Origin of the sequence: Nitrospirillum guanabarense (assembly GCF_034653355.1) — a bacterium.
Lineage (GTDB): Bacteria > Pseudomonadota > Alphaproteobacteria > Azospirillales > Azospirillaceae > Nitrospirillum.
The window spans coordinates 247,820-273,182 of the sequence record NZ_JAYEER010000002.1 but is presented as its reverse complement, the minus strand read 5'-3'; the positions used below and the strand labels follow the sequence as shown (position 1 = coordinate 273,182).

Here is a 25,363-nt window from a genome sequence, read left to right as displayed (position 1 = left end):
GAGGCCGACCGCCCACCCCTCACGGTCATTCCGAGTTTAGAACCGGGCCGGTGGCGCGAACGCCGCCGGCCTTGCGCCTTGCCGGCCACCCGACGCCGAGCGAAATCGCCCGCCCCTTCCCCTTTCCAGACCCTGGCCCCACCCCATCCCCCTCGCCTGGTGCCAGCGGCGGCGGGACGGGTGTGCCCGCGCCATCCGTTCCCTGATCTTTTTTTTGAGGTGTACGAACGCAGAAAACCCGTTGCGTAGAATTTCATAACGTGGCACTGATATTTCAAACAACGGGCACTGGCATCTCGATGTTATAAGCCCATCGATTAAGGGAGAGGACGTTCACGATGAAGCGTACGTTGATGGGGCTCGCCCAAGGTGTGGCTTGCTGCGCCCTGTTGCATGCCACGGTAGGCACGGCCTTCGCCCAGCAGGCGGCGACACCGGCCACCGACGACCAGGGCCTGGAAGAGATCGTGGTCACGGGCATCAAGCGCTCCCTGCAGGTGGCCACCGAGATCAAGCGCAATTCGGTCAACGTCGTCGACAGCATCGCCAGTGAAGACCTGGGCAAGATGCCGGACCAGAACGTGGCCGAATCCCTGCAGCGCATCACTGGTGTCGCCATCGACCGCAACCGTGGCGACGGTCAGTTCATCTCGGTCCGCGGCCTGGGGCCCCAGTTCAACACCGTCACCCTGAACGGCCGCACCCTGGCCACGGAAAACGTGGGGCGTGAGTTCAGCTTCGACGTCCTGCCCTCCGAGCTGATTTCCGGCGCCGACGTCTACAAGAGCCCCAGCGCCAACATCAACGGCGCCTCCATCGGCGCCACGGTGAACATCCGCACGGTGCGCCCGCTGGAGCAGAAGCAGGACCTGGTGGTGGCCGGCAGCGCCCGCGCGCTGTATGGCGAGCTGGCGGACAGCACCAACCCCTCGCTGTCCGGCGTCGTCAGCTGGCACAATCCGGAATCGACCTTCGGCGTGGCGCTGGTGGCCTCTTACGAGAAGCGCGACAGCCGCGACGATGAATTCGACATCGGTGCCGGCCATGTGAAGCGCGGCAACGTCGACCCCACCGACTACTGGTACGGCCGCACCGCCCCCGGCGTGGGCAGCTTCACCGGCGTGGACATGCCGTCCAACCTGTCGCCCTTCTTTTATGAAACGTCGCGCAAGCGCACGGGCCTGAACGGCACCGTCCAGTACCAGCCGAACGACAACCTGACGTTCACGCTGGACGGCTTCTATACCAAGATGGACCAGATCGACCAGTCGCAGGGCCTGGCCTACGACTTCTCCTCCGGCACGCTGGTCGACCAGGTGGTCAAGAACGGCTCCGCCGTCTATCAGAAGATCGTCGGCGGCACGGTGGACGAGATCGTCACCTACACCCCGCGCCTGACCGAAACCTACCTGGTGGGCCTGAACACCGCCTGGCACAAGGACGCCTTCAAGCTGGTGTTCGACGCCTCCACCTCGCAGGCGACGCGCAACGGCAAGGAAGACAGCATCTTCTCCACCATCCGCCGCCGCGACATGACCATGACGTTCGACCGGCGCAACGGCAGCCCGATCTACGACTATAACTTCACCTCGCCCACCATTCCCAACGTCGCGACCGATGTGAACCACGTCGGGGCCCACTACAACCTGTGGGGCGGCACCGACTACAAGGATGAGATCAACGAGGCGAAGCTGGACGGCACCTGGGACCCGGGCGGCGGCGTCTCCATCTCCGCCGGCGCGTCGCACCAGGAACGCACCAAGACGGCGGACGCCATCAGCCAGCCGGGTTCCGTGGCCTGCGCCTATTGCGGCGGCGCGGTGCTGCTGCCGTCGTCGCTGTTCACGCCGACGACCATGGACTTCTTCTCCAAGTACCAGAGCGACAACATCGTGCGGAACTGGATCACCTACGATCCGCACACCATGGTCAACTACCTGCTGTCGCGGCCGGAAGGCATCTTTACCCGGCCCGTGGCCGACCCGGCCGCCAGTTCCCGCGTGAAGGAGAAGGTGAACCTGGGCTACATCATGTTCGACCTGAAGACGGAGATCGGCGGCCTGCCCCTGTCCGTCAACACCGGCGTGCGTATCGAGGACACGACGTACACCAGCGCCGGTGCCGCGCAGACCGTGCTGAGCGCCAAGCCCAACGGCCAGGGCCAGAACCTCATCGTCCTGTCGGATGTCCAGCCCATCAGCTTCAGCGGCCACTACACCGACGTCCTGCCGTCGCTGAACGTCAAGCTGGACCTGACCGACGACCTGGTGGCCCGCTTCGCCACCTCCCGCGTCATGACCCGCCCGACCCTGTCCGACCTGTCGCCGGCCCAGACCATCCTGTCCAACCCGGGCAACGAGCAGATCACCAAGGGCAACCCCGACCTGAACCCCTTCCGCGCCTCGCAGGCGGAATTCGGCCTGGAATGGTACTTCCAGCCCCTGTCCATGCTGTCGGCCGCCCTGTTCTACAAGAACATCGACAGCTTCGTGGCCCAGGCCACGACGCCGCAGAAGGTGGACCAGGTGGTGTTCCAGGTGACCCAGCCCACCAACGGCAAGGGCGCCACGGTGAAGGGGTTGGAGGTCGGCTACCGCCAGGTGTTCGACAGGCTGCCGGGGCCGTTCGACGGCCTGGGCGGGCAGGCCAGCTTCACCTACGTGGAAAGCGACGCCCAGTACGCCAACGTGGTCAGCGGCGCCAGCTATGGCCTGCAGGGCCTATCCAAATACTCCTACAGCCTGGTCGCCTTCTATGAGAAATACGGCGTCCAGGCCCGCCTGGCCTACACCTGGCGCGACAAGTTCCTGCAGGTGGCCAGCGGCCGCAACGGCGATCCGGAATATTTCGACGCCTATGGCCAGCTGGACGCCAGCCTGTCCTACGACCTGACGCAGAACATCTCCCTCACCCTGGAAGGCCTGAACCTGACGGACGAGAACGAGTTCATCTACTCCACCACGCCCGACCGCACCAAAGAGTACCGCACCACCGGCCGCCGCTTCGCCGCCGGCGTGCGGGTGAAGTTCTAGGCTCCCGGTTTCACCCGCCCCTTCCTTCCACCAACCTCCCACCCCCCATCCCGGCAACGGGGTGGGGTTCTTTTTTGGTGTGCGTAGGGCGCTCCTTCTGTGGTCAGGGGATCAGGTTCGGACGCCAAGGCGGAGATGCCACGGCTGGCCGACGCCCCCGCGTCAAGCCATCTGCGATCACCTGACCCCTGGCTTGCACGCAAAGATAGGCGTATCAATACCGGATCAAAACGGGACCGGTTATCTGTGCTGTGCGCGGGGTCAGGGCGTGGTCTTTCGGGTCAGCCGCTATATGGTTACGAAAGCCGGCACTGATAAGCCGTTATGGCTTGATATGATTAGGAAATCGGGCGCGGCTGTAAATCAATGTCATGCCCCGCGAGCCGCGCGGCGGACAGGTGACTATTGAGCAGATGCCCGAGTTGGGGAAGGCGATCCGCTCCCTGGGGGCAGGCGAGCGACTGACGATCCCTCACGCGGGCCATTTGATCGGCGCCCCGGTATGGGGGGCTGTCGCGGCGGCCCTGATCCGCGCGGGCGCACGGATGGAGCTGCTGGTGGAAAAGGTGGTGTTGGACCAAATAGACCTGGAAGCAGGCGCCGCACTGATGCGCCGGCAGCGCGGCCGGGCCCTGACCGACGCCAGGGCGAAGGCGGGACTACCCACCGGCCGGCCGCGCGTCAAGCTGACGGGCAAGAGCCTGGCGGAGGCGCTGCGGCTGTTCCCGGAACCGGATTGGTCCACCGCCCGGATTGCCGCCCATGTTGGCCTGGACCGGTCCACGATGCTGCGCCGGATTGAGGAAGCGACCGGCACCATGAGCAAGGGGCGTGCAGCATAAGAAGCCGCCGCTGGTAACTGGCCGCCGAAGCAGCGGCTCGCACAAGAAAGGTAAAACGATGACCGAGCGCGAAGCCCCAGAAGGACAAATGCCAGTATTGACGACTGAGCAATTGGCGGTACTCGAATTAGCCTATGTCGGGGCACGCTTGCGTCGGGAAGAGGCAGATGTCTGGATAGGGCTTCACACCGCCACAGGTGAGAGCGCTACAACTGATCACGTCGAAGAATGCCGACAGAAGGGATGGTTAGAGGACGCGCCCCTGCCAGGGCAAAACCCTGCGTGGGAATGGGTATATGCCCGGCTTACCGACGCCGGGCAACAAGCTCTCATCAGCCATCGTCACAAAAGCACAAGGTGAATGGAGGGCAATATGGCGAAGCACTCCGTCAAAGTTCGGGGGATCGCGGTAGAGGTGTCCGTTTGGCAGAAGTCCAAGACAGTTTGGATTGCTTCCGGCACCGGCCCTGCCGGGAAAGACCCTGGGCACATCCAGGGCAAAACTGAAAGTCAGGCGCTGGAAGCTTGGCGGCGGGCGGCCGAATACCACCACTGCTGACTGCCCTCAAACGACCACAAGGTGAAGGGGGAACGAGATGTCACGTAGGTTCGCGATTTTGCCAATTCCCCTCACAGCAGAGATGATTGGCGCTGCGTCTGATGCGTTTGCCCAAAGTGGCAAAGATATTAACCCATCCGCCGCCGACGCGATCCAGGCGGCCATAGATGCGGCTCCGAAGCTCAGCCAGAGACAGCTTCTAACGCTGGCCGTCTCGTTGGCGCCGGAGATTGGCGAACTGGTGCAGGCAGCAAGAGCGGTTGCCGCTGTTGGCGCCGGGCAATTCGTAAGGCCGATAATGTCCCTCGACCAGGTGCTTGGCCCTTTTGATGGTTTGGTCGACTGATCACAAGGTAAACCCATGACGAAGAGCATAATTTCGCCAGAAGAGGGAGCCGAGTTGAGCCGCCTATATCTCGAATTCGAAGAGGCGAAAGCCAGGATCCGGGCCGCCGGCGCGGCGTATGGCACATCCCCCCGCAATTCATCGAAGCACATCGTGCCGAAGCCCGGATTTGGCGCCGAATTCGGGAAATTCGGGGCGAGCACGGACCAGTTATCTGACCACAAGGTGAAAGTTGGGAGGCTTAATAATGCCACTTGCACCGGACATTTCTGCTGAAGAAGCAAGAATCTGCGTAGAAGAAAATAAAGTTAAAGAGTCTTTATCTATGTGGACGAGGGGTGCAATTTGGCATAAATATGGTGGATTCGTCGCGCATATGATCGCGGCTGCATGTACATTAGTGGCCGGTGGAATTCAAGAGCCCGCATATATTAGGTTGTCTTTTGCCGCGCTATCTGCGGCGCTTACTGCCGGGATACAGTTCCTTCACCCATATACCACGTATCGGCAATTCATGGCTGGGTGGCGATATCTTGAACGGAATTATTCGGAATTTAGAATAATTTCAGAACCAACAAATGCAGATCTTCAGAAGCTTGTGAAGGCCCGAGCCGATGCAGAGGCCATGTTAGTGGAAACCTGGGGCGAGCCCCCCAACAAGTGACCACAAGGTGACCGCCGTATCCGCACAGCAGCTCCGTCACAGCACCCCCCTCACGCCAGGATCGACCGGTCGATCTCCCCCACGCCGCGCACGCCGGTGAGCGCCATGGCGACCTTCATTTCCTTGGCGTAGATCTCCAGCAGTTGGGTGACCCCGGCCTCGCCGCGCGCGGCCATGGCGTAGAGCCAGGCGCGGCCCAGCAGGACGCCCTTGGCGCCCAGGGCCAGCATGCGCACCACGTCCAGGCCGGAGCGGACGCCGCCATCGGCCAGCACGGTCAGGCGGTCGCCCACCGCGTCGGCGATGGCGGGCAGGGCCTTGGCCGAGGACAGCACGCCGTCCAGCTGCCGGCCGCCGTGGTTGGAGACGACGATGCCGTCGGCGCCGATGTCGGCGGCCGCGCGGGCGTCGTCGGGGTCCAGGATGCCCTTGATGATCAGGGGGCCGTCCCAGCCCTGGCGGATCCACTCCAGGTCCTGCCAGCAGATGGACGGGTCGAAGTTGGAACCCAGCCAGCCCATGTAGTCGTTCAGGCCGCTCTTATCGCCCAGCACCGGCTCCAGGTTGCCCAGCCGGTGGGGACGGCCGTGCAGGCCCACGTCCCAGGCCCAGGCGGGCTTGGCCACGGCCTGCAGCATGCGGCGCAGCGGCGCATTGGGACCGGACATGCCGGAATGCGCGTCGCGGTAGCGGGTGCCGGGCACCGGCATGTCCACCGTGAACACCAGGGCCTTGGCCCCCAGCGCCTTGGCGTTGGCCAGCAGCTCGCGCATGAAGCCGCGATCGTGGATGACGTAGAGCTGGAACCACAGCGGCCCGTCCGTGCCCGCCGCCACCTCCGCCAATGAGCAGATGGAGACGGTGGACAGGCAGAAGGGCAGGCCCGCCCGGTTGGCGGCGCGGGCCGCCTGCACCTCCCCCCGCCGGCGGAACATGCCGGAGATGCCGACCGGCCCCAGGGCCACGGGCATGGCGACGTCCTGCCCGAACAGGCGGGAGCCCAGCGTGATGTCGGCCACGTTCTTCAGCACGCGCTGGCGCAGCGCCAAGTCGGCCAGGTCGTCGACGTTGCGGCGCATCGTCTGCTCCGTCCCCGCACCGCCGTCGGCATAGTCGAACAGGAAGCGGGGGAGGCGGCGCCTGGCCGCCTCCCGGAAATCACGCGGAGAGGAAATGATCATGCCAAAGTCCCCATACCCTTCAGGCCCCATGCCATCAGGCGTTCGACCAGCCGCCGTCGATGACGTTGATCGTGCCGGTAGTGTAGGAGGAAAGGTCGGAGGCGAGATAGAGCGCCAGTTCCGCGATCTCCTCCGGCCGGCCGATGCGGCCCATGGGCTGGCGAGCGACGAAGGCGGCGCGGGCGGCGTCGGCATCGCCCGTGGCGGCCAGCCGCTCATCCAACGAGGGCGACTGCACCGTGCCGGGGCAGATGGCGTTGCAGCGGATGTTCCGGCCCACGAAGTCCACGGCGACCGACTTGGTCAGGCCGATGACGGCGGCCTTGGTCACGCCATAGGCGAAGCGGTTGGCCACGCCCAGGACCGAGCCCGCCACCGACGACATGTTGACGATGGAGCCGCCGCCGCGCGCGATCATGCCGGGCAGGAAGGCTTGGATCATGCGGAAGGCCGCCTTGACGTTCAGGTCGTAGGAGAAGTCCAGGTCCTTTTCCGCCGTCGTGGCCAGCGTGCCGGCGTGGACATAGCCAGCACAGTTGAACAGCACGTCGATGCCGCCGATGTCTTCGGCCAGCGCCTGGATGGCCGCGCCGTCCAGCAGGTTCAGGGCGCGGGTCTCCACGCCCGTCATGGTGGCCAGCGTTTCGGGGTTGATGTCCAGCGCGATGACCCGCGCGCCCTCGCGGGCGAACAGCTCGGCACTGGAGCGGCCGATGCCCTGGCCGGCGGCGGTGACGATGGCGGTCTTGCCTTCAAGGCGTCCCATGATGGTGTTTCCTTCAGGTGATGTCAGCGGCATGCGCCATGCCGCTGCGGGATGCGACCGCATCCGCCGCAGTTTCGCGGGGAGCGTCAGCGGACTGGAGCGGCCTGATTAAACAGGCACCGGCGCATCGGCGCGCAGCAGCCCCTGCTGTTTCAGGTCCGCCCATAGGGCGGTGGGGATGGGGTGGCGGACCAGGCTGACGGCCCGTTCCACCTGACGCGGACTGTCCATGCCCGGGATGACGGAGACCACCTGGCCGTGGGCCAGGGGGAATTGCAGGGCCGCCGCCGCGAGAGGCACGCCGTGGGCGTCGCACACCGCCTCGATGGCGGCCACGCGGGCCACGATGTCGGGCGGGGCCGGCTGGTACTGGTAGTTGACGGGGCCCGGGCCCTTCACGCCGGTGGCCAGGATGCCGGAGTTGTACGGGCCGCCGATGACGATGCTGACGCCCCGCTGCGCGCACAGCGGCAGGAACACGTCCAGCGGCGACTGGTCCAGCAGGGTGTAGCGGCCGGCGAGCAGCATCAGGTCGTAATCGCCGTGGGCCAGCGCCTCGACGCAGACCTCCCACTCGTTCACGCCCAGGCCGATGGCGCCCACGGCCCCGCCGTCGCGCAGCTCCCGCAGCGCGCGGTAACCGCCCGCCATGAACTGGCGGAACGTCTCCGCATGGCGGTCGCCGTGGACGTAACGGCCGATGTCGTGGACATAGAGGATGTCGATGCGCTCCCGCCCCAGCCGTTGCCGGCTGGCCTCATAGGAGCGCATGACCGCGTCGTAGGAATAGTCGAAGCGGCTCTCGAACGGTTCCGGCGTCACGAAGCCCTGGCGCACCTGGGTCAGATCGGCGTCTGGCACCGGGTCCAGCCGCCGGCCCACCTTGGTGGAGAGGATGAGCTTCCCCTCCGGGTCCAAGGCGGACAGGATGCGGCCCAGGCGCTTCTCCGACAGGCCGAAGCCATAGTGCGGGGCCGTGTCGAGGTAGCGGATGCCGGCCTCCAGGGCCGACCGGATGGTGGCCTCGGCGTCCTCCTCCGGCATGGCGCGGTAGAGGTTGCCGATGGGCGCGGCCCCAAAGCCGAGCGCGCCCAGGGAAGAGGGGTCCAGCGCCATGCTATTCCACCGTGTTCTGGGCCGTGCTCCAGGCCACGGTGCGCTGGCGCTGGGTGCCCAGGCCGTCGATGCCCAGCTCGATCACGTCGCCGGGCTTGAGATAGGTGGGCGGGGTCTGGCCCAGGCCCACGCCGGCGGGGGTGCCCGTGCTGATGACGTCACCCGGCATCAGGGTCATGTAGCGGCTGATGTAGCTGACCAGGTGGGCCACGCCGAACACCATCTCCGCCGAGGTGCCGTTCTGGTAGCGGTGGCCGTTGACCGTCAGCCACATGCCCAGGGCCTGCGGGTCGGGGATGTCGTCCTTGGTCGCCAGGAAGGGGCCGATGGGGCCGAAGGTGTCGCAGCTCTTGCCCTTCACCCATTGGCCGCCATGCTCCAGCTGGAATTCACGCTCCGACAGGTCGTTGATCAGGACATAGCCGGCCACGTGGTCCAGCGCCTTTTCCAGCGGCACATGGCGGGCGGTGTCGCCGATGACCACGCCCAGCTCCACCTCCCAATCCGTCTTCATCGAGCCGTAGGGGATGACGATGTCGTCGTTGGGGCCGCAGATGGCGGTGGTGGCCTTCATGAAGATGATGGGCTGGCTGGGCAGGGGCAGGTTGGATTCCGCCGCATGGTCGCGGAAGTTCAGGCCCACGCAGATCATCTTGCCCACGCGCCCGACGGCCGGCCCGATGCGCTGGCCCGCCGGCAGGGCGGGCAGCGTGGCGGGGTCGATGGCCGCCAGCCGCGCCAGGCCGGCGCTGGTCAGCACGTCGCCGGCGATGTCGTCGACGATGCCGGTCAGGTCGCGCGGGGCGCCCTGGGCATCCAGCAGGGCGGGGCGTTCATGGCCGGGGGCGCCGTAACGGGCCAGTTTCATCACGTATCCATTCGGTTGAGACGATTGAGTCGCAACTGATATATTAGATACGTCATTTCATATGTCAACGGCAGGCAGCTGCCGAGTCAGAACATGCCCAGGATGCGTTGCAGGGCCGCCTGGAAGTGTACGGTCAGCGCCGCCTCCGCCCGGTCGCCGTCGCGGTCGGTGCAGGCCCGCAGCACCTCGATATGCTCATTCAAGGTACGCAGCGCCAGCGGCTGGGTGATCAGCCGTTCCAGCCGGATCAGGGTGACGTAGTTCTTCAGCCGGCGGGCCGTCGTCTCGATCAGCGGGTTGCGCAGGCAGGCGATCATGGCGCCGTGGAAACGCTGCTCCAGCCCTTCCAGCGTCTGGGTCAGGGCGGGGGTCAGGCCGTCCTTCTCTATGGCGGCGATCAGCGCCTGGTGGTCGGCCAGCAGGGCCGCGATTTCCGCCGCGTCGCCGGTTTCCGCATAGGTGCGGGCGGCCGCGCGCTCTATGATGGAGCGGAACTGATAGGTGGATCGGGCGAATTCGAAGTCCGGCTTCAGGAACTGGATGCCGGAGCGGGGATGGATGGTCAGCACCCCTTCCGCCTCCAGCACGCGCAGCGCGTCGCGCAAGGGCTGCACCGGGATGCCCAGCAACTGCACCAGGTCATTCTGCGACACGAAGGCGCCGGCCGGCACCTTGCGGGCGAACAGCCCTTCCAGGATGGCGCTGTAGGCGATCTCACTCAGGCGCTTGCCCTCCGGGGCGTTGCCGGAGTCCTCGACCGCCGCGTTTGCCGCTTGCTTTTTGCGTGCCGCTGCCATATCTAATTCGTGTCCTGATATTTCAGATATCGATATCTGAATAGAGTGTAGCGGTGAAAATGCAGATCGTCGACTTCCGCATCACACGATTCCAGTTTGCCCGAGATCGGGTCATCGGGGATAGCCAAGTCCGTACCGATGACGTTCATGTCGCAGCCCTGGAACTGGTCGGTTCCGACGGATCGACGGGCCTGGGATTCGTCCAGTCGCTGTTCTTCCCCCTGCCGGAGGAAGCCGAGATCATCCGCGTCTTCCAGTCGGAGGTGTGGCCCGGGGTGGAGGGGCAGCAGTCCGGCGCCCTGGCCCATCGGGTGACCCGGCCGCGCGGCGGCATCGCCCGGCGCTACACCCTGCCGTTCGAAGAGGCGTTGCAGCAGGCCGTCTGGGATCTGTTCGCCAAGTCTGTGGGCCTGCCGCTGTGGCGGTTGCTGGGTGCCCGCAAGCAGAAGGTACGCGCCTATGCGTCCGGCCTGGATTTCCACCTGGACGACGGGGCGTTCCAGGACTTGTTCGCCCATGCCGCGTCCGAGGGCTTCACCGCCTTCAAGATCAAGGTGGGCCATCCGGAGATCGGGCGCGACATCCACCGCCTGGATCTGCTGAAGCAGGCCGTGGGGCCTGACGCCACCGTGATGGTGGACGCCAACGAGGCCTGGTCGCCCAAGCAGGCCATCCTGAACCTGGAGCTGATGCGCAAGGCCGGGCACGAGATCTTCTGGCTGGAGGATCCCATCCAGCGCAACGATTTCGACGGCCTGCGCCTGCTGCGCCAGACGGCCGGCCGCACCCTGATCAACAGCGGCGAATATCTGGACGTGTCGGGCAAGCGCGCGCTGATCGAGGCGGGCGGGGCCGACATGCTGAACGTCCACGGCCACGTCACCGACGTCATGCGCATCGGTTGGCTGGCGGCGGAGAAGGTGGTGCCGGTGACTTTGGGCAACTCCTTCCTGGAGGTCGGCGTCAACATGGCCTTGGCCCTGCCGGAGGTCGAGTGGCTGGAATACTCCTACCAGAACTTCGACCATCTGGTGGAGGAGAGCTACCGCATGGAGGACGGCCACATTTACGGCCGGGAGGCGCCGGGCCACGGCCTGTTGCTGAGCGAGGAGGCGCGGCGCGTCTGGCGCCGGCCGGCCATCCTGGACCGCGCCGACCTGGGCGCCGCCCCGCCGCAAGTTCGCCTGGCGCGCGCGGGATAAGCCCATGCTGATCGACGCCCATCTGCACCTCTGGGATCCGGCGCGCCTGCGCTACGACTGGCTGTCCCACGTTCCCTCCATCGCCGGGCCGCACACCTCGGCGGAATGGGCGGCGTTGGAATTGCCGATCGAGCAGGCGGTGTTCGTGCAGGCGGACTGCGATCCGGCCCAGGCGCTGGATGAGGTCGACTGGGTCGCCGGCCTGGCGGACCGCGTGCCGGTGGGCGGCATCGTGGCTTTCGCGCCTTTGGAATGGGGGGCGGGGGCGCAGGCGGTGATCGACGCCCTGGCCGCGCGGCCCCTGGTGCGGGGCGTGCGCCGGTCGGTGCAGAACGAACCGCTGGCCTTCGTCACCGACCCTGACCACCTGGACGGCATGGTGCGGGCCGCGAAGGCGGGGTTCAGCCTGGACATCTGCGCCCGCGCGCCGCAGCTGCCGGCCCTCGCCCATGCCTTGGACCATTTGTACGCGGCGGTGCCGGATGCCGTCACCGTGCTGGATCACCTGGGCAAGCCCGACATCGCCACCCACGGCGGTGACGTCCGGGCCGACGGCTGGGCCGACGCCCTGGCCCGGCTGGCGCGCTTCCCCAACCTGGCCTGCAAGATCTCCGGCCTGACCACCCAGGCGCGGTGGGACGGCTGGCGGGTGGAGGAATTGCGGCCCTACATCGACCATGTCCTGGCCTGCTTCGGTGCCGGGCGCTGCCTGTTCGGCGGCGATTGGCCGGTGGTGGACCTGGCCGGCGGCTACCCGGCATGGCTGGCGCTGTTCCAGGACATCGCCGCGGACTGGAGCCAGGCGGAGCGGGACGCTGTCTGCCGGGAGACGGCACGGCGGGTCTACCGGCTGGGCGGCGGATAATGCATCGATAGACATTCGGATCGGCAGCGGCCCCACCCAAGAGGGCCGGTCATGACGGCAGTCAGGGAGAGATCAACCAAAGATGAGCGACATTCCCATGGACGTCCCCCTTCCTTCCGCCCCGGCGGAAGACACCAGCCAGCATGTCGCGGGTCGGCGGCGTTGGGTCCTGCTCTGGTCGCTGCTGATCAATTTTTTCGTGCTGCTGGCCCTCTACAATGGGGTCATCTCGGTGCTGCTGCCCAACCAGGTGGCGGCGCTGGACCCGGCGGCGAAGGCGGCGAACCTCGCCATCGTCATGTCCGTCACGTCCATCTTCTCGACGCTGACCACCCCCATCGCCGGCGCCCTGTCCGACCGCACCCGGTCGCGCTGGGGCCGGCGGTCGCCGTGGATCGCGCTGGCCTCCCTCATCGGGTCCATGTGCCTGTTCGGCGTGTCGCTGGTCACGTCCCTGTGGTCCATCACCGTGCTGTGGGTGATGGCGGCCATCGCCTACAACGCCATGCAGGGGCCGCTGTCCACCGTGGTGGCCGACCGCTTCGCGCCGGCCAACCGGGGGACCGCCTCGGGCTTCATCGGGGCGGGCATGACGGCCGGCGGCACGGTGGGCATCATCGTGGCGGGGCAACTGGCCAGCCAGCTGGTGCTGGGCTACCTGGTCTTCGCCCTGGCCGTCGCGGCCTGCTGCGTCGCCTTCGTTTTCCTGAACCGTGAGGTGCCGTCCGAACACCTCAAGCCCGCGCCCTTCAGCCTGCCGGGCTTCCTGCGCAGCTTCTGGATCGATCCGCGCAAGTATCCCGATTTCGGCTGGGCCTTCCTGGGCCGCTTCACGATCTACATGGGATACCAGGGGGTGGTGACTTACCAGCTCTACATCCTGCGGGACTACATCCAGCTGTCGGTGGATCAGGCCAACGTCGTCATCGGCAACATCTCCGCCATCACCTTCGTCATGCTGCTGTTCTCCGGCCTGGTTTCCGGCTTCCTGTCGGACAGGGTGGGGCGGCGCAAGCCCTTCGTCTTCTTCTCCTCCGTCATCATGGCGGCGGCCTGCGTGGTCCCGCTGGTCATCCCGACGGTGGAGGGGATGTACCTCTATGCCGGCATCGTCGGGCTGGGCTACGGCGCGTTCACGGCGGTGGACATGGCGCTGATGACGCAGGTGCTGCCTCGCGACACCGGGTCCACCGGCAAGGATCTGGGCATCCTGACCACGGCCATCAATATTCCGCAGGCCATCAGCCCCGTCATGTCGGCCTGGTTGCTGGGCTTGTCCGGTGGCGATTACAGCGTGCTGTTCATCGCGGCCATCCTCTTCGTCTTCGCCTCTTCGTTCTTCGTGTTGCCGATCCGGTCGGTACGCTGAGGCGGCCGGCGTCTTGAAAACAAAGCCTGTAAGGGGGGGTGAGCGATGGGATCATATGCGGCGCGTCTCGGCCTGTTGGCTCTGCTTTTGACATCGGCGCCGGGGTGGTCGCAGACAGCACCCGCCCCTGACCTGCCCCCCGGCCATCAGCCGGAACGGCTGTACGGGGAAAAGCTGCTGGCGACCATCAAGATCCCGCAACGGCCCACGCCGCCGCCCGTGGTCCTGTCGGTATCGCCCACCGGGTCCGACACGGGCGACGGGTCGTCGGCCCATCCCTTCGCCACGCTGGCCCGTGCCCAGGCCGCCGTGCGGGACCTGAACCGCGACCGGGACGTCATCGTGCGGCTGGCCGACGGGGTCTATCGCCTGGCGGAACCGCTGCGCTTCTCCGCGGCCGATGGCGGGCAGGCGGGGCACCTGGTGCGCTGGGAGGCGGCGGACGGGGCCAAGCCGGTGATTTCCGGCGGCGACAGGGTGACCGGCTGGCGGCTGGCCGACCCGGCCAAGGGGATATGGGCGGCCGACATCCCGCGCGGTGTCGACCCGCGCCAGATCTGGGTCAATGACCGGCTGGCCCGTCGGGCGACGCTGGAGGTGGGGCGCCAGGCCTTCCGCTTCCACGACTGGGGGATGGAGATTGTCGACCCGGCCTGGCGGGGCCTGGCCGACGTGCCGGACCAGAAGCGGATCGAGGTCGAGGGTACGGGCTGGTTCACCGACCGGCACGCGATGGTGGAACGGATCGAGGGCGACCGCATCGTCATGCAGCAGCCGGGTTGGCGGAACAACATCATCGGCTATGACACCATCGCCCGGCCGGTTTCCGAGGCCTCCGCCCGGCTTTTCCTGGTCAACGCCCTGGCCTTCCTGCGTGACCCCGGCCAGTGGTATGCCGATCCGGCCGCCGGCCGTCTTTACTACAAGCCCCGCGCCGGGGAGGACTTGGGCACGGCGACGGTGGTTCTGCCGCGCCTGTCGATGCTGGTCTCCATCGCCGGCACCTATGACACGCCGGTCAAGGATCTCCAGTTCAAGGGGGTGAGCTTCCAGCATACCAGCTGGCTGGAACCATCCGGCCCGCAGGGCTATGCCAGCCAGCAGAGCGGCGCCTTCCTGGCCGGCCAGCTTCCCGACTATCCCCAGGAGCCGATACAGGACTGTTCGTGGGGCTGCTGGGCGTTCGAGGCCGCCCGCAACCACTGGCGCCAGCAGCCGGCGGCGATCCAGGTGGCCGCCGCGACCCGCATCCTGTTCGAGGGGGGCGAGTTCGCGCATCTGGGGCAGGTGGCGCTGGGCATCGGCAACAATGCCGATGCCAATGACAGCGGCATCGGGCTGGGCGCCATCGCCGTCGAGGTGTCGCGCAACCTGTTCACCGATCTGTCGGGCGGCGCCATCATGGTGGGCGGCGTCACGCCGGACGCCCACCATCCGCCGCGTCCCGAAATGACTGTCCGCGACATCCTGATCCGCAACAACCGGATCAGGACCGTGTCGCAAGACTATCGGGAGCAGGCGGCCATCCTGGTCACCTATGCGACGGCACCGGTGATCCTGCATAACGACGTGTCGGACACGCCCTATGATGGGATCGATGTCGGCTGGGGCTGGGGCGTCAACGACCCGGGCGGAAGCTCTGCCTATCGGACGCGGGAGCGCGGTTATTATGACCAGCCGGGCAATTTGGTCTACGACACGCCCACCATCCTGCGCGACGCCGTCATCGTCGGGAACCGCGTGCATTCCGTGAAGCAATGGTACGGGGACGGCGGCGCCATCTACCATCTTTCGGCCGATCCCGGCGGCCTGATCGCCGAGAATTACATTTACGACGTCCCCGGCGGCATCGGCATCTACCTGGACGAGGGGTCGCGATACCTGACCGTGCGCAACAACGTCGTCGACAGGGTCGACGTCTGGCTGAACGTCAACACCCTGGACTTCAACCTACCCCGTCGCACGGCCATGGACGATCTGGCCACGGGCAACTGGTTCCGCGACGGGCGGGCGCGGGGAACGCTGACCGACTATCTCAACAACCGTCTGGTCGACAATGTCGAGGTCAAGGGCGACGCCTGGCCGGCCGGCGCGCGGGCGGTGATGGAACGCTCCGGCATCCAGCAGGACGACGCGCCGCGGCGTTGATGGCGGCCGGGTTCACGGCGCTCCCTCTCGTCACGCCTGCTCCTTCAGGGAGTGGATGCGTTCCATGGCGACCCAGGTCTGGCCGGCCGGTGTGCCGGGCAGGGGCTGCTGGAACGTGCCCATCAGCCGCTCCCATTCCTGGACCTCGGGGTTGGCCGCGTCGCTGGCCGCCTTGGTCCCGGGGTCGAAGTCGGGGCCGACCTCCATGATCAGCACCATGCGCGTGCCGTACAGCCAGATTTCCAGGTCGCGGATGCCGTCTTTCCGGATGGCGTCCACCACCGGCTTCGGCACGGCGCCCGGCCCATGCCAGGCCTTGTAGCGGGCCATCAGCTCCGCGTCATCCCGCAAGTCCACGGTGTAGCACAGCCGGCGTATGTCGCTCATTCCGCACCTTCTGAACTTTTTATTTCGATATCTGAGATATCACATGGCGCTTCTGAATTGACAAGGTCGCGTTTGAAGGCCTTAATCCCCGAAATCCAAGCGCCTGAAAAGCAAGCCCTCAAGACCAGACTGACGGAGGATACGGGATGGTCAGCCTTTACGGACAGGTCCGGTCCCGCCGCGATGTCGCGGCCCACACGGGCTCCCTCTCCCAATTCGCCGGCGTGCGGCTGATGACCCTGGGCGATGGTGTCGAGCGCGGCGTGCGCCTGCTGGAATTCCGCACGGGCACGGGGCTGCGCTTCACCGTCCTGGTCGACCGGGCCATGGACATCGCGGATTGCGAGCATAACGGCCGCGCCATCGGCTGGCATTCGCCGTCCGGCTTCCGCCATCCCGGCCTGCATGAGTATGAGGGGGAGGGCGGCCTGGGCTGGTTCCGCTCCTTCTCCGGCCTGCTGGTCACCTGCGGCTTGGACCACATCCTGTTCATGGATGAGGATGCGGCCGACCATTACGTCTATGGCCCGCGCACCGGCGTCAAATCCTCCCTGCACGGCCGCATCGGCACCATTCCCGCCCGCCTGACGGGCTATGGCGAGCGTTGGGACGGTGATGACTGCTGGCTGTGGGCGGAGGGCGTGGTGCAGCAATCCACCGTGTTCGGGGAGGACCTGCACCTGATCCGCCGCGTCGAGGCCAAGGTGGGCACGGACGAAGTCCGCCTGCATGACCGGGTGGTCAACCATGGCTTCTACCGCACGCCGCACATGTACTGTTACCACATCAACGTCGGGCACCCGGTGCTGGCGGAGGGGTCGCGCTATGTGGCGCCCGTTCGTGACGTGGTCTGGGCTTCCCACGCCGGGGACGATTACCGCAAGCAGGGCGTGGGCTACCGCACCCTGCCGGCGCCGCGGCGCGATTTCCATGAGCAGGTCTGGCAGCACGAGATGGCGGCCGACGCGGACTCCCTCGTGCCCGTCGCCCTGGTGAACGAGACCATCGGCTTTGGCCTGGAGGTGGAGACGGACAAGCGTCAATTCCCGGCCATGTATGAATGGCAGAACCTGCAGCAGGGCCACTACGCCCTGGGCATCGAGCCCTCCACCAACCACGTCTTCGGCAAGCCCTACGCCAAGCGGCGCGATGAACTGATCTGGCTGGAGCATGGGGAGGAGCGGCGCTACGACAGCGTCTTCCGCATCCTGCCGGACGCCGCGTCGGTGGCCGCGTCCGTGGCGCGCATCCAGGCCATCGCCCGCCAGCCGGATGCGGACTATCCCCCTCCCTCGGGCGACTTCCGTCCCATCATCCGCGCGTGAGGAGGCAGCCGATGTCCATCGGGGCCAAGACCATCCTATACACCGGTGCCGCCGGCGGCCTGGGGCTGCCCGCCACCCTGCATTTCCTGCGCGAGGGCGCCATCGTGCTGGCCGTCGACCATGACGCCGCCAAGCTGGCGGCCCTGGCGGACGCCGCCGCGGACATCGGCGCCGGCCGGCTGGTGCCCCTCAAGGCCGACCTTTCGGACCTGGCGGGTTTCCGTGCCCTGCTGGCGGACCAGGCGGCGGCACTGGGCGGGCTGGATGTCGTCATCAACAACGCCGCGATCTATCCGGCCAAGCCGTTCGAGGACTACAGCATTGAGGATCACCAGGCGGTCCAGCGCGTGAACGTTGATGCCGGCATCGTGGCGGTGCAGGTGGCGCTGCCCCACATGCGGGCCCGGGGCTGGGGCCGCATCATCAACATCGCCAGCATCACCTTCTACGGCGGCTGGGCCAACCTGTCGCCCTACGTCGCGTCCAAGGGTGCCCTGGTCGGCCTGACGCGGGCCTGGGCGCGGGAATTCGGCGCCTACGGCGTCACCGTCAACGCCCTGTCCCCCGGCGCCTTCCCCACGGACGCGGAGAAGATCCACCCGGATCCGGAGGGCTACATCCGCTTCGTGCTGGACCACCAGTCGATAAAGCGGCGCGGCCACCCCGGCGACATCGCGGCCGCCCTGTCTTTCCTGGCGTCGGACGCCGCCGGCTTCATCAGTGGCCAGACCCTGAACGTCGACGGCGGCTGGGTCATGCACTGAGCCCTTTTGCCTGGGCCAACTCCCTTCCTTCCATTCCAATTTGTCCTAGGACGACACCATCATGGGCATCCTCAGCGGATACCGCGTTCTCGACTGTTCCATCGCCATGGCCGGCCCCTTCGCGGCGCAGCGCCTGGGCGATCTCGGCGCCGACGTCATCAAGGTGGAACCGACCAGCGGCGAATGGCAGCGCCACGCCTCGGCCGGCGGCGCCCGCGGCAACAAGATCAACGTCTCCTTCCTGTCGCTGAACCGCAACAAGCGCTCCCTGGCCGTGGATCTGAAGGCGCCGGAGGGCCGGCAGATCCTGCTGGATCTGGTGAGGGACGCCGACGTCTTCCTGCAGAACTACCGCCCCGGCGTGGCCAAGCGCCTAGGCGTGGATTATGAGACGCTGTCGGCCATCAACCCGGGCCTGGTCTATGTCTCCATGTCCGGCTATGGCGAGGACGGCCCTTATGTGAACTACCCGGGGCAGGACCTGCTGTTGCAGGCGCTGTCCGGCGCCATGCTGTCGGCCGGCAGCGCCGACCAGCCGCCGCAGCCGGCCGGCCAGTACCTGGTGGACGCCATCACCGCCTACACGGCGTTCGAGGGTGCGCTGGCCGCCCTGCTGCACCGGGAACGGACGGGGGAGGGGCAGCTGGTCCAGGTCAACATGCTGGATGCCATCACCACCCTCCAGATGCAGGAACTGTCCGTCTTCACCGTGGGCGGCAAGCCGCAGACCCGCTCGGCCGAGGCGCACGCCCATTGCTACATCCGCGCCCCCTACGGCGTGTTCAAGACGGCCGATGGCTACATCGTCGTCGCCATGGCCGGGCTGGACAAGCTGGGCAAGCTGATCGACGAGCCGTTTTTGCAGGGGTTGAACGACGAGGCGGACAGCTGGAAGTTCCGGGACGAGATTGTCGCCTGTGTCCGCATCCGGCTGCTGGGCCGCAGTTCCGCCGAGTGGCTGGAGCTGTTCCGCGCCCATGACATCTGGTGCGGGCCGGTCTACGGCTACGCCGACCTGGTGGCCGATCCGCAGATCGCCCACAACGGCACCTTCATCACCTATGATCACCCGACCGAAGGCCGGGTGAGGACGCCGGGCTTCCCCATCCGCTTCTCAAAGACGCCGGCGGCGCTGGACCGTGGCGCCCCCCTGGTGGGTGAGCACACGCGCGAGGTGCTGGAGGGTCTGTCCCTGTCGCAGGTGGATATCGAGCGGCTGCTGGCCGCCGGTGTCGTGGGGGCGCCGTGAGTCTGCCCATGCCGAACGGTGTCCCCCATTACCGTGCCCTGACCTGGGACCATCCGCGCGGCTACAACGCCCTGGCGGCGGCGGCCGGCGCGCTGGTCCCGGCGCGCGACGGGCTGGCCCTGACCTGGGACCGTCACTCGCTGGAGGATTTCGAAAAGCACCCCATCGCGGAACTGTGCCGGCGCTATGATCTGATCGTACTGGACCATCCCCATGTGGGCGACGCCGTGGCCGGCCAGTGCCTGGTGCCGCTGGAGGCGCTGTTCGGCACCGATGAGATCGCGGCCTGGGGCCGGGACGTCATCGGCCCCTGCCTGTCCAGTTATCGCTACGCCGGCCGGCATTGGGCCCTGCCGCTGGATGCCGCCACCCAGGTGATGGCCTATCGCCCCGACCTGGTCGACGGGCCGCCGCCGACGACCTGGGAGGGGGTGGCGGCCCTGTCCCGGCGGCGGCCCGTGGCGCTGTCGCTGGCCGGGCCGCACGCGGCCCTGTCGTTCCAGTCCATCTGCGTGGCCCTGGGCGAACCACCGGCGGAGGCCGATCCCGAGTGCTTCGTCGGGCGGGCGACGGGCGTGGCGGCGCTGGACCTGATGGCGCGGCTGGCGGCGGCCAGCCCGGCGGCGCTGGCCGACCTGAACCCCATCGGCATCCTGGGCCGCATGGCAGCGGGGGACGACGTGGCCCTGTGCCCGCTGATCTACGGCTATGTCAACTACACCCGCGCTGAGGCGGGCCGCCACCCGCTGCGCTATGCCGACGCCCCCCGGCAGGCGCCGGGTGGTCGGCCGGGATCGACCCTGGGCGGCACGGGCATCGGCATCACCACCCGTGCCCAGGTCACCCCGGCTTTGCTGGACCATCTGCGCTGGCTGATGTCGGCCGGCGCCCAGGCCGGCTTCATCCCCGACCACGACGGTCAGCCCAGCCTGCGCTCCGCCTGGGCCGACGCGCGCGTCAACGACCATTGGGGCGGCTTCTACCGCGACACCGCCGCCACGCTGGAGGCCGCCTTCGTCCGGCCCCGCCATCCCGGCGCCATCCCCTTCCAGACCGCGGCGTCGGCCCTGATTCGCGCCGCCCTGGCCGACGGGCGGCCGCACGGCGCCGTCATCGACGACTTGCAGAGCCTGTACGCCGCATCCCGCCAGCCGGGCATGGAGAGATGAATTGACCGATGAAGTGTTGTTCAGCGTCGATGGCCACGTCGCCACCCTGACGCTCAACCGTCCGCAGAAGCTGAACTCCGTCACGCCGGAGATGGCAAAGGCCCTGACCGACGCCGTCACCGAATGCAACGGCAGCGACACCATCCGCGCCGTCGTCATCACCGGGGCAGGGGAACGGTCGTTCTGCTGCGGGTCGGACATCAGGGAGCTGGACAGTTATGCGACATCATGGGATTTCCGCAACCGCGCCGACTATTGCGACGCCATCCACCATTGCCTGAAACCCACCATCGCCGCCGTCAACGGCTATGCCTTCGGCGGTGGGTTGGAGACGGCGTTGTCCTGCGACATCCGCATCGCCGCCACCAACGCCCAGTTCGCGGCACCGGAGATCAAGCTGGGCTGGATCGGCGGCGGCGGCATGGCGGCTTTCCTGGCCCATTCCATCGGCGCCTCCAACGCCGCCCTGATGATCATGACGGGCGACCCGATTGATGCCGCCCGGGCGCTGGCTTGGGGGCTGATCAGCGAGGTGGTGGAGCCGGCGGCCCTGCTGCCCCGCGCCCAGGCGCTGGCCGCCACCATCGCCACCCGGGCGCCCATCGCGGCCGAAACGGCCAAGCTGAACCTGCGGGCCGCCTTTTCCATGCCCCTGGACCAGGCCATGGCGTATGAGCGCGACCTGCAGACCATCTGTTTCGCCACCGCCGACGCGGCGGAAGGCCGCGCCGCCTTCAAGGAGAAGCGGCCGCCCGTGTTCCGGCGGCGCTAGGATCCCCGATGATGACCAACCTGCGCCCCGGTGATTTAAGGATATGATGCCGCCCGTCCCGCCACCCGCCTGAACAGGAAGCGCCATGCTCCCGAAGATCTTGCTGACCCGCCGCTGGCCCGACGCCGTGGAGGCGTACCTGCGCCAGCGCTACGACGTCACCGTGGACCCCGGCGACCGGCCGTTGAGCGCCGCCGAACTGACGGAGGCCATGGGCCGGTATGATGCCATCTGCCCCACGGTCACCGACCGGCTTGGCGCCGCCATCCTGGCGGCTCCGAATGGCCGGGTGCGCATCCTGGGCAACTTCGGCGCCGGCTTCGAGCATATCGACCTGGAGGCGGCCAAGGCCGCCGGCATCGTCGTCACCAACACGCCCGACGTGCTGACCGACGCCACGGCGGACCTGGCCATCCTGCTGATGCTGATGGCCAGCCGCCGTGCGGGCGAGGGGGAGCGGGAGCTGCGCGCCGGCCAGTGGACCGGCTGGCGTCCGACCCACCTGCTGGGCCAGGGGCTGGCGGGCAAGCGGCTGGGCCTGGTGGGCTTCGGCCGTATCGCCCAGGCGACGGCGGCCCGCGCCCGGGCCTTCGGCCTGTCCATCGCCTATCACAGCCGCCGCCAGGCTGATGCGGATGTGGAGGCGGCCCTGGATGCCACCCATGTCGACAGTCTGGAGGAATTGGCCGCCACCTCGGATGTCCTGTCCCTGCATTGCCCCGGCGGGCCGGCCACGCGCCATCTGGTGAACGCCGCCCTGCTGGCGCGCATGAAGCCCACCGCCATCCTGGTCAACACCGCGCGCGGCACCGTGGTGAACGAGGCGGACCTGATCGCGGCCCTGTCCAGCGGCGCCATCGCCGCGGCCGGCCTGGACGTGTTCGAGGGGGAACCGGCGGTGAACCCCGGCCTGATCGCCCTGCCCAACGCCGTGCTGCTGCCCCACCTGGGCAGCGCCACGCTGGAGACGCGCACCGCCATGGGCATGCGGGTGGCCGCCAACCTGGACCGCTTCTTCGCGGGCGAGGTGCCGCATGACCGCGTCGCTTGACCAGGTGGAGGGCCTGCTGCGCCGGCGCCTGGATGAGGCGCCGCGCCGCCCCTTCATCCTGGGCATTTGCGGTGCCCAGGGCAGCGGCAAGTCCACCCTGGCCGACGGCCTGGCCGAGCGGCTGGCGGCGTCGGGCCTGCGGGTCGCCGTGCTGTCGCTGGACGACCTGTACCTGACCAAGGAGGAGCGGCAGGATCTGGCCCGTGACATCCATCCCCTGCTGGCCACGCGCGGCGTGCCCGGCACGCATGACGTAGGCTTGGGCCTGGCGGTGCTGGACGGGCTGGGGACGCCGGGCCGCACGCTGCTGCCGCGCTTCGACAAGGCCGTGGACAGCCGCGCCGCCGAGGGCGCCTGGGTCGAGGGTCCGGTGGACGTGGTGCTGTTCGAAGGCTGGTGCGTGGGCGCCGTGCCGCAGGACGCCGCCGACCTGGACCCGCCGGTGAATGAGCTGGAGCGGGACCGTGATGCCGCTGGGGAGTGGCGCCGGCATGTGAACGCCGCCCTGGCCGGGGACTATCAGCGCCTGTTCGGCCGGCTGGACGCCCTGGTCCTGCTGGCCGCCCCCGACTTCGCCGTGGTGCGCGGCTGGCGCATCCAGCAGGAGGAGGGCCTGCGCGCCAAGCTGCGGGCGGCGGGCAAGCCCACCGACGGCACCATGACCGACGACCAAGTCAGCCGCTTCATCCAGTTCTACGAACGCCTGACCCGGCACATCCTGGCCGAAATGCCGGGCCGCGCCGACCTGACCTTGCGCCTGGATGCGGCACGGCAGGTGGTCTGATAGCGGCCTGTACTGGGGCGGCCCGTCGGGGCGGGACGATAAACATTAAGGAGCGCCTGCTTATGATCACCCCGCCGCCCTGGACCCGCCTGCTGTTGGCGGGTGTGCTGCTGCTGTTGCCCGGCGTGGCCGTGGCGGCAGAACCGGTGACCTTTCACGTGGCGCCTGGCGGGGATGATTCCGCACCCGGAACGATGGCGCGACCTTTTCGCACCCTGGTCCGCGCCCAGGCGGCGGTGCGCACCGCCAACCGCGACCATGACGTCATAGTGGAACTGGCGGCCGGCACGTACGCGCTGGACAAGCCGCTGCTCTTCGCCGCCGCCGACGGCGGACAGGGGGACCATCATGTGGTATGGAAGGCGGCGGCGGGGGTGGAGGCCCTGATTTCGGGCGGCATGCGCGTCACCGGCTGGACGCTGGCGGACGCGGAGAACGACATTTATGTCGCCGATGTGCCCAAGGGCCTGGATAGCCGCCAGCTGTGGATCGACGGCGCGGCCGCCGACCGGCCGGCCATCGAGATCACCCACCATGATGTGGAGTTCACCGCCCACGGCTTTATCCTGAAGAACCCGGCGCTGGCCACCATCGCTGCCGTCAAGGCGCCGCAGCGGCTGGAAGTGGAGGCCACAGGCATCTTCACCGATCGCTATTCCCCGGTGGAGCGGATCGACGGCATGCAGGTCACGCTGAAGCGGCCGGCCTGGGACAACAACAGCTGGGGCTATGACACGCTGAACAAGCCCTTCATGCCTGACCAGGCGCGGCTGTTCCTGGTGAACGCGCCGGAATTCTTCGGCAAGCGCGGCGAATGGCACCTGAACCAGAACCAATGGTACATCGATCCCGCCGCCGGCAAGCTGTACGTGAAGCCCCGGCCCGACGCCGACATCACCGCCATGACGATCATTCTGCCCCGGCTGGAGGCGCTGGTCGCCATCGGCGGCAGCTATGACCATCCCATCCGCAACCTGACCTTCCAGGGACTGCGCTTTTCCCATACCAGCTGGATGGGGCCGTCGCGGGACACCGGCTACGCCAACCAGCAGAGCGGCGCCTACCTCAAGGAGGTTTCCCCCCTGCGGCCGGTGGACGCCTACGCCACCTGCGGCTGGGGTTGCCCGGAATTCGAGAGCATGCGCCAGAAGTGGGACCAGATCCCCGGCGCCGTGCAGGTCTCGGCCGCGCGCGACATCACCTTCACAGGCAACACCTTCAGCCAGTTGGGGCAGGTGGCGCTGGGCATAGGTAACGACGCCAACGCCCACCTGACCGGCGTGGGCCTGGGGACGGATGGGGTGAAGGTTCTGGGCAACCGCTTCGCCGTCATCGCCGGCGGGGCCATCATGGCCGGCGGCGTGCGGGTGGAGGCGCACCACCCCGCCGACCCGCGCCAGGTCAACCGCGACCTGACCATCGCCGACAACGTCATCACCGACGTGGCCCGCGATTACAAGGACAACGCGGCGGTGCTGACGACCTACATCGACAGGGCCGACATTCTGCACAACGACATCTCCGACGCCAATTACGACGGCATCGCCATCGGCTGGGGTTGGGGCTACAACGACGTGGGCGGCAACCGGAACTACCGGGAAAACCAGAAGGGTTATCTGCACAACCCGGTGTTCGACCAGCCGACCGTGCTGCGGAACATGACAGTGGCGGGCAACCGCATCCATGGTGTGAAGAAGTGGTTCTTCGACGGCGGCGCCATCTACAACCTGTCGGCCAACCCCGGCACGGTCATCCGCGACAATCACATCTTCGACATCGCCGACCGCATCGGCATCTACCTGGATGAGGGCAGCAAGCACCTGCGGGTGGAGGGCAACGTTGTGGAGACCGACGGCTATTGGCTGAACGCCAATACCGTGGGCAAGAACTTCGCCTGGGGCGTCACCGCCGACAACGCCGCCACCGGCAACTGGCACAATTCGTCCCGTGTCGGCGGCCGCTGGCGGGCGGAGATCGGTATGCGGGTGGAAGATGACCACCTGCTGCCCGATCGTGCCTGGCCGGCGGCGGCGCTGGCGGTGATCCGCCAGGCGGGCCCGCGTCCGGGGACGGATTGAAGCGCCGCAGGGTTCATGTGTCCTGGTTC

At 67.5% G+C, this 25,363-nt stretch carries 22 protein-coding genes; 16 read left to right on the top strand and 6 right to left on the bottom strand.

Annotated elements, in window-relative coordinates:
- Positions 1-338: 338 nt before the first annotated feature.
- From UAA55_RS07860 to UAA55_RS07845, 4 genes are all read left to right on the top strand, one after another.
- Positions 339-3,032 (top strand): TonB-dependent receptor, encoded by a 2,694-nt coding sequence (locus UAA55_RS07860; protein WP_322952127.1) that lies wholly within the window; start codon positions 339-341, stop codon positions 3,030-3,032.
- A 371-nt stretch (positions 3,033-3,403) separates the two neighbouring features.
- Positions 3,404-3,874: a hypothetical protein gene (locus tag UAA55_RS07855; protein WP_322952125.1), complete on the top strand. Its 471-nt coding sequence runs from the start codon at positions 3,404-3,406 to the stop codon at positions 3,872-3,874.
- 596 nt (positions 3,875-4,470) lie between these two features.
- Entirely contained in the window at positions 4,471-4,779 is a 309-nt protein-coding gene (locus tag UAA55_RS07850; RefSeq protein WP_322952124.1) for a hypothetical protein, read from the top strand.
- A 247-nt stretch (positions 4,780-5,026) separates the two neighbouring features.
- Positions 5,027-5,443, top strand: a complete 417-nt coding sequence (locus UAA55_RS07845; protein ID WP_322952123.1) for a hypothetical protein — start codon at positions 5,027-5,029, stop codon at positions 5,441-5,443.
- A gap of 50 nt (positions 5,444-5,493) precedes the next feature.
- Here the strand turns inward: UAA55_RS07845 and lldD are convergent, their stop codons facing one another.
- The 5 genes from lldD to UAA55_RS07820 form a co-directional block, all read right to left on the bottom strand.
- Complete coding sequence (gene lldD, locus UAA55_RS07840; RefSeq protein WP_322952122.1) at positions 5,494-6,624, bottom strand: FMN-dependent L-lactate dehydrogenase LldD; 1,131 nt, start codon at positions 6,622-6,624, stop codon at positions 5,494-5,496.
- A 34-nt stretch (positions 6,625-6,658) separates the two neighbouring features.
- On the bottom strand, positions 6,659-7,390 hold the full coding sequence (locus UAA55_RS07835; RefSeq protein WP_322952121.1) for an SDR family oxidoreductase: 732 nt from the start codon (positions 7,388-7,390) through the stop codon (positions 6,659-6,661).
- Between the two features lie 108 nt (positions 7,391-7,498).
- The gene (locus UAA55_RS07830) at positions 7,499-8,506 is read right to left on the bottom strand and encodes an aldo/keto reductase (RefSeq protein WP_322952120.1); all 1,008 of its coding nucleotides are present in this window, start codon (positions 8,504-8,506) and stop codon (positions 7,499-7,501) included.
- 1 nt (position 8,507) lies between these two features.
- Positions 8,508-9,374, bottom strand: coding sequence for a fumarylacetoacetate hydrolase family protein (locus UAA55_RS07825; RefSeq protein ID WP_322952119.1), 867 nt, complete (start codon positions 9,372-9,374; stop codon positions 8,508-8,510).
- A gap of 86 nt (positions 9,375-9,460) precedes the next feature.
- On the bottom strand, positions 9,461-10,171 hold the full coding sequence (locus UAA55_RS07820; protein ID WP_322952118.1) for a GntR family transcriptional regulator: 711 nt from the start codon (positions 10,169-10,171) through the stop codon (positions 9,461-9,463).
- Positions 10,172-10,230: 59 nt separating this feature from the next.
- On the opposite strand from UAA55_RS07820, the gene UAA55_RS07815 reads away from it, so the two are divergent.
- From UAA55_RS07815 to UAA55_RS07800, 4 genes are all read left to right on the top strand, one after another.
- Positions 10,231-11,373: a mandelate racemase/muconate lactonizing enzyme family protein gene (locus tag UAA55_RS07815; RefSeq protein WP_322952425.1), complete on the top strand. Its 1,143-nt coding sequence runs from the start codon at positions 10,231-10,233 to the stop codon at positions 11,371-11,373.
- A 4-nt stretch (positions 11,374-11,377) separates the two neighbouring features.
- Positions 11,378-12,238 (top strand): amidohydrolase family protein, encoded by an 861-nt coding sequence (locus UAA55_RS07810; protein WP_322952117.1) that lies wholly within the window; start codon positions 11,378-11,380, stop codon positions 12,236-12,238.
- Positions 12,239-12,320: 82 nt separating this feature from the next.
- Positions 12,321-13,607, top strand: a complete 1,287-nt coding sequence (locus UAA55_RS07805; protein ID WP_322952116.1) for an MFS transporter — start codon at positions 12,321-12,323, stop codon at positions 13,605-13,607.
- A gap of 75 nt (positions 13,608-13,682) precedes the next feature.
- A complete protein-coding gene (locus tag UAA55_RS07800; protein ID WP_322952115.1) occupies positions 13,683-15,755 on the top strand; it encodes a right-handed parallel beta-helix repeat-containing protein in 2,073 nt (690 codons plus the stop codon).
- A 30-nt stretch (positions 15,756-15,785) separates the two neighbouring features.
- Here the strand turns inward: UAA55_RS07800 and UAA55_RS07795 are convergent, their stop codons facing one another.
- Positions 15,786-16,142, bottom strand: coding sequence for an L-rhamnose mutarotase (locus UAA55_RS07795; RefSeq protein ID WP_322952114.1), 357 nt, complete (start codon positions 16,140-16,142; stop codon positions 15,786-15,788).
- A 146-nt stretch (positions 16,143-16,288) separates the two neighbouring features.
- Here UAA55_RS07795 and UAA55_RS07790 point away from each other — a divergent pair, with 146 nt between their 5' ends.
- From UAA55_RS07790 to UAA55_RS07755, 8 genes are all read left to right on the top strand, one after another.
- On the top strand, positions 16,289-17,467 hold the full coding sequence (locus tag UAA55_RS07790; RefSeq protein WP_322952113.1) for an aldose 1-epimerase family protein: 1,179 nt from the start codon (positions 16,289-16,291) through the stop codon (positions 17,465-17,467).
- A gap of 11 nt (positions 17,468-17,478) precedes the next feature.
- Positions 17,479-18,231: an SDR family NAD(P)-dependent oxidoreductase gene (locus UAA55_RS07785; protein WP_322952112.1), complete on the top strand. Its 753-nt coding sequence runs from the start codon at positions 17,479-17,481 to the stop codon at positions 18,229-18,231.
- Positions 18,232-18,292: 61 nt separating this feature from the next.
- On the top strand, positions 18,293-19,480 hold the full coding sequence (locus tag UAA55_RS07780) for a CaiB/BaiF CoA transferase family protein (RefSeq protein ID WP_322952111.1): 1,188 nt from the start codon (positions 18,293-18,295) through the stop codon (positions 19,478-19,480).
- Between the two features lie 8 nt (positions 19,481-19,488).
- Positions 19,489-20,649 (top strand): extracellular solute-binding protein, encoded by a 1,161-nt coding sequence (locus UAA55_RS07775; protein WP_322952110.1) that lies wholly within the window; start codon positions 19,489-19,491, stop codon positions 20,647-20,649.
- 1 nt (position 20,650) lies between these two features.
- Positions 20,651-21,421 carry an enoyl-CoA hydratase/isomerase family protein gene (locus UAA55_RS07770; RefSeq protein ID WP_322952109.1) on the top strand — a complete coding sequence of 257 codons (771 nt, stop codon included), beginning with the start codon at positions 20,651-20,653 and terminating at the stop codon, positions 21,419-21,421.
- An 85-nt stretch (positions 21,422-21,506) separates the two neighbouring features.
- On the top strand, positions 21,507-22,472 hold the full coding sequence (locus UAA55_RS07765; RefSeq protein ID WP_322952108.1) for a 2-hydroxyacid dehydrogenase: 966 nt from the start codon (positions 21,507-21,509) through the stop codon (positions 22,470-22,472).
- Positions 22,456-23,256: a hypothetical protein gene (locus UAA55_RS07760; protein WP_322952107.1), complete on the top strand. Its 801-nt coding sequence runs from the start codon at positions 22,456-22,458 to the stop codon at positions 23,254-23,256. Before UAA55_RS07765 ends, UAA55_RS07760 begins: the two co-directional genes overlap by 17 nt.
- A gap of 62 nt (positions 23,257-23,318) precedes the next feature.
- A complete protein-coding gene (locus UAA55_RS07755) occupies positions 23,319-25,334 on the top strand; it encodes a right-handed parallel beta-helix repeat-containing protein (RefSeq protein ID WP_322952106.1) in 2,016 nt (671 codons plus the stop codon).
- The last annotated feature ends 29 nt before the right edge of the window (positions 25,335-25,363 follow it).

What these genes read in the sequence shown, in the direction of transcription:
- UAA55_RS07860 (WP_322952127.1), top strand. Translation starts at nt 339, where the DNA reads ATGAAGCGTACGTTGATGGGGCTCGCCCAAGGTGTGGCTTGCTGCGCC.
- UAA55_RS07855 (WP_322952125.1), top strand. Translation starts at nt 3,404, where the DNA reads ATGCCCCGCGAGCCGCGCGGCGGACAGGTGACTATTGAGCAGATGCCC.
- UAA55_RS07850 (WP_322952124.1), top strand. Translation starts at nt 4,471, where the DNA reads ATGTCACGTAGGTTCGCGATTTTGCCAATTCCCCTCACAGCAGAGATG.
- UAA55_RS07845 (WP_322952123.1), top strand. Translation starts at nt 5,027, where the DNA reads ATGCCACTTGCACCGGACATTTCTGCTGAAGAAGCAAGAATCTGCGTA.
- lldD (WP_322952122.1), bottom strand. Translation starts at nt 6,624, where the DNA reads ATGATCATTTCCTCTCCGCGTGATTTCCGGGAGGCGGCCAGGCGCCGC.
- UAA55_RS07835 (WP_322952121.1), bottom strand. Translation starts at nt 7,390, where the DNA reads ATGGGACGCCTTGAAGGCAAGACCGCCATCGTCACCGCCGCCGGCCAG.
- UAA55_RS07830 (WP_322952120.1), bottom strand. Translation starts at nt 8,506, where the DNA reads ATGGCGCTGGACCCCTCTTCCCTGGGCGCGCTCGGCTTTGGGGCCGCG.
- UAA55_RS07825 (WP_322952119.1), bottom strand. Translation starts at nt 9,374, where the DNA reads ATGAAACTGGCCCGTTACGGCGCCCCCGGCCATGAACGCCCCGCCCTG.
- UAA55_RS07820 (WP_322952118.1), bottom strand. Translation starts at nt 10,171, where the DNA reads ATGGCAGCGGCACGCAAAAAGCAAGCGGCAAACGCGGCGGTCGAGGAC.
- UAA55_RS07815 (WP_322952425.1), top strand. Translation starts at nt 10,231, where the DNA reads ATGCAGATCGTCGACTTCCGCATCACACGATTCCAGTTTGCCCGAGAT.
- UAA55_RS07810 (WP_322952117.1), top strand. Translation starts at nt 11,378, where the DNA reads ATGCTGATCGACGCCCATCTGCACCTCTGGGATCCGGCGCGCCTGCGC.
- UAA55_RS07805 (WP_322952116.1), top strand. Translation starts at nt 12,321, where the DNA reads ATGAGCGACATTCCCATGGACGTCCCCCTTCCTTCCGCCCCGGCGGAA.
- UAA55_RS07795 (WP_322952114.1), bottom strand. Translation starts at nt 16,142, where the DNA reads ATGAGCGACATACGCCGGCTGTGCTACACCGTGGACTTGCGGGATGAC.
- UAA55_RS07790 (WP_322952113.1), top strand. Translation starts at nt 16,289, where the DNA reads ATGGTCAGCCTTTACGGACAGGTCCGGTCCCGCCGCGATGTCGCGGCC.
- UAA55_RS07785 (WP_322952112.1), top strand. Translation starts at nt 17,479, where the DNA reads ATGTCCATCGGGGCCAAGACCATCCTATACACCGGTGCCGCCGGCGGC.
- UAA55_RS07780 (WP_322952111.1), top strand. Translation starts at nt 18,293, where the DNA reads ATGGGCATCCTCAGCGGATACCGCGTTCTCGACTGTTCCATCGCCATG.
- UAA55_RS07775 (WP_322952110.1), top strand. Translation starts at nt 19,489, where the DNA reads ATGCCGAACGGTGTCCCCCATTACCGTGCCCTGACCTGGGACCATCCG.
- UAA55_RS07765 (WP_322952108.1), top strand. Translation starts at nt 21,507, where the DNA reads ATGCTCCCGAAGATCTTGCTGACCCGCCGCTGGCCCGACGCCGTGGAG.
- UAA55_RS07760 (WP_322952107.1), top strand. Translation starts at nt 22,456, where the DNA reads ATGACCGCGTCGCTTGACCAGGTGGAGGGCCTGCTGCGCCGGCGCCTG.
- UAA55_RS07755 (WP_322952106.1), top strand. Translation starts at nt 23,319, where the DNA reads ATGATCACCCCGCCGCCCTGGACCCGCCTGCTGTTGGCGGGTGTGCTG.